The 2,762-nt window shown below is 47.2% G+C and carries 2 protein-coding genes; one reads left to right on the top strand and one right to left on the bottom strand.

The window, feature by feature from the left end; all coding sequences use genetic code 11:
• Positions 1 to 493 precede the first annotated feature (493 nt).
• A complete protein-coding gene (locus tag KDK13_RS17405) occupies positions 494 to 1,429 on the bottom strand; it encodes a LysR family transcriptional regulator (protein WP_257286257.1) in 936 nt (311 codons plus the stop codon).
• Positions 1,430 to 1,593: 164 nt separating this feature from the next.
• On the opposite strand from KDK13_RS17405, the gene KDK13_RS17400 reads away from it, so the two are divergent.
• Positions 1,594 to 2,517 (top strand): DMT family transporter, encoded by a 924-nt coding sequence (locus KDK13_RS17400; protein WP_257286256.1) that lies wholly within the window; start codon positions 1,594 to 1,596, stop codon positions 2,515 to 2,517.
• Positions 2,518 to 2,762 lie beyond the last annotated feature (245 nt).

The raw sequence follows: 2,762 nt of genomic DNA, 5'->3' as shown, positions 1-2,762 counted from the left end.
CCGATGGTAGTGTGGGGCTTCCCCATGTGAGAGTAGGACATCGCCAGGCACCAAACAGATAATCCCGATAAAGTAATTTATCGGGATTTTTTTGTGACCAGAAAAAACTGATCCCTTACATCGCCAAAGGCGATGACGGGACATTCCGTTACTAAAAACCTACGATAATCAGGATTATCTGGTTTTATCTACATCGTCAACGCCACCACTTTACCGGAGTAAGTCTTACGCAGCTCTTTTGTAGGGATTAACTTCGGGCTGTAAAGTACCCCGACGGGGTCGCCTAGTCTTTTTGTACCCAATTTGCCACAAACTTGGTTTTCGTCAGTGGCAGAAACAAGGTAGTAGCAACCGTTGAATAAGGCAATAAAAAAGCAGATTAACCAAGATAATCATAGATTACTCGACACTGTTATTAGCCCCTTTGTCCAACTGTCAAAAACAGCTGCCCGGACATCATATTCAGAAGCCGTAACGAGTATTATGACTTTGCCTATAGCGCTGTATCTTGAGATTCAATAATTTCAGCCGCTTTAATAATCTGCTGCTTTAGCCATACCAGGCTTGGGTCTTTATCCCTGAGTGGATGCCAGGTCAGCAGATGGCGATAAGTCAGTTCACCACTGGCGATTGGGTAGTACATAAAGCCAAATTGTTGTTGATAATATCGGGCAATGGCAGAAGGCAGGGCAGTTACCAGGCCAAACTTTTCCATAAGGACAGGAACAGCGACAAAGCCGGATGTTTTAATGGCAATATGTCGTTCAACCCCCTGTTGCTGACACCACTCATCCAGAAGTGCCTGTGAATGCCCCCAGCTCGATGGATAGATAAACTTTAAGGATTCAATCGAATCAACAGCGATGACTCCCTGGACATTGTCTATGGGTTCAGGCGCAATCACTACGAGCTGTTCGGTCATAATACTGGCGGTTTTTAATGATTTTGCCAGTCGGCCCAGTGTTTCAAAGCCAATAACGAGATCAATCGCACCAGATTCCAGCTCCCTTGCATAGTCCGTTGCTTTAAGGCCTTCTATCTCAAATTTAATTTCAGGTGCCTGTTGGGCTATTCGCTCCATGAGAACTGGCAGTAAGACGAGTTCGACATAGTCGCCACCGGCAAGACGAAACCTGGCTCTGCTCTGGGCCGGTTCGAAAACCGGAGTACTGTTAATACTCTGTTCCAGCAGGAGCATTGCCTGTCGAACCAGTGGCGATATCAGTTTCGCTTGCTCAGTGGGTGCCATACCCCCATATACCGGGATGAAAAGGTCATCATTAAATTGTCGTCTAAGTCGGGAAAGGGCATGGCTGATTGTCGACTGTGAGAGATGGAGCTTCTGGGCAACCCGGCTGACGCTGCCTTCCAGCATCAACAGATCGAATACTCTCAACAAATTCAAATCAATGCGGTTCAGGTCACTCATAGCGGGTACAACTTAGATGGCAAGGCCTGGATCGAAGGTCTTGGTTTGGCATAAAGTATCGATAGGGTACATAGCTGGATGATGAGGTTTCATTGTATCAATAGATAGCTGTCGCATAAAATTCGCGAAACTTTTGATGCTACACGTTTGTGCGAAATATTCAGATGTTACGAAATTATCTCTTTCTTTTCGGTATTGGGGTTATCTGGGGATCCCAGTTCATTTTTCAGCAAATGGCGGTTGCTGATATTTCGCCGGTGTGGGTAGGCGCCGGACGTTCACTGATTGGTTTCCTGACGCTGGTCACCATTTGCCAGTTGATTAATGTAAAAAGTAACAGTGGCCAATGGTTTAAGTTCAGCCTGATTGGACTGCTGGAAGCGACGATTCCTTTCATTTTGGTCGCCTGGGGGCAGCAATACCTTGATACAGCGATTGCTGCAATTTTGATGGGAACCATCCCATTCTTTACGGTGATTCTGGCTCCTCTTATTATCAAAGGGGCACGTATCACTTTTGCGGGTATTGGCAGTGTATTGTTAGGTTTCTCCGGCCTGGTTATGTTGTTTTACCCTGAGCTAACGTCTGGTAACGGTACCATTAACCTGATGGCAGCGGGCGCAATTATCGTTGCTTCAGCCTGTTTTGCCGTTGGCCTTCTATTGCTGAAGGGGGTGGAGAATGAGCATCCACTGATCATTGCCAGAAATGTTCTTGGCAGCGCTTCGGTTCAAATCATTCTCTTTGCGATGATCGTGGCCCCGGTCACTGACATTACGCCAACGGCGTCCAGTTTGATGGCTGTGACTTATCTGGGCACTCTGTGCGCGGGTGTAGTGTATTTACTTTATATGTTGCTGATTCGTGATGCAGGACCGGTATTTGCCTCACTGAATAACTATCTGGTCCCCATGATTGGCGTTTTACTGGGAGCGGGCATCAATGGTGAAGACCTGTCGGTTCATACCTGGGCAGCCCTTGCCATCATTATGATGGCTGTGGCCTTTAACCAGATATTCTCGGTTAACTCTGCCAAAGGCAGTAAACCAGAAGTGGTGTCCACTGAGGGATTTCTACCTTTCAAATAACGTCATTTGCTCTGCCTGACCGTCCACTTAACTCGAAGCGTAACGTCAGCAGGACTCGGCAGACGCTCATGGCAGTATAGTGGTAAATCTAAGAAAAAAATATCGGGTCATGCTTGCAAGCTGAACAGCTTTCCTTATAATCAGCCGCGTCTGGTCAGGGATGAGTTTGTTTTCCTGGTTCAGGTCTTGATGGTGGGCGTAGCTCAGTTGGCAGAGCTCCGGATTGTGATTCCGGCGGTCGAGGG

Source organism: Endozoicomonas sp. SESOKO1, from assembly GCF_024606265.1.
GTDB lineage: Bacteria > Pseudomonadota > Gammaproteobacteria > Pseudomonadales > Endozoicomonadaceae > Endozoicomonas.
This window is presented reverse-complemented; position numbering and strand designations above follow the sequence as displayed.

Bases quoted from the DNA above. Each gene is read 5' to 3' on its own strand.
- KDK13_RS17400 (WP_257286256.1), top strand. From the start codon at position 1,594: ATGTTACGAAATTATCTCTTTCTTTTCGGTATTGGGGTTATCTGGGGA.
- KDK13_RS17405 (WP_257286257.1), bottom strand. From the start codon at position 1,429: ATGAGTGACCTGAACCGCATTGATTTGAATTTGTTGAGAGTATTCGAT.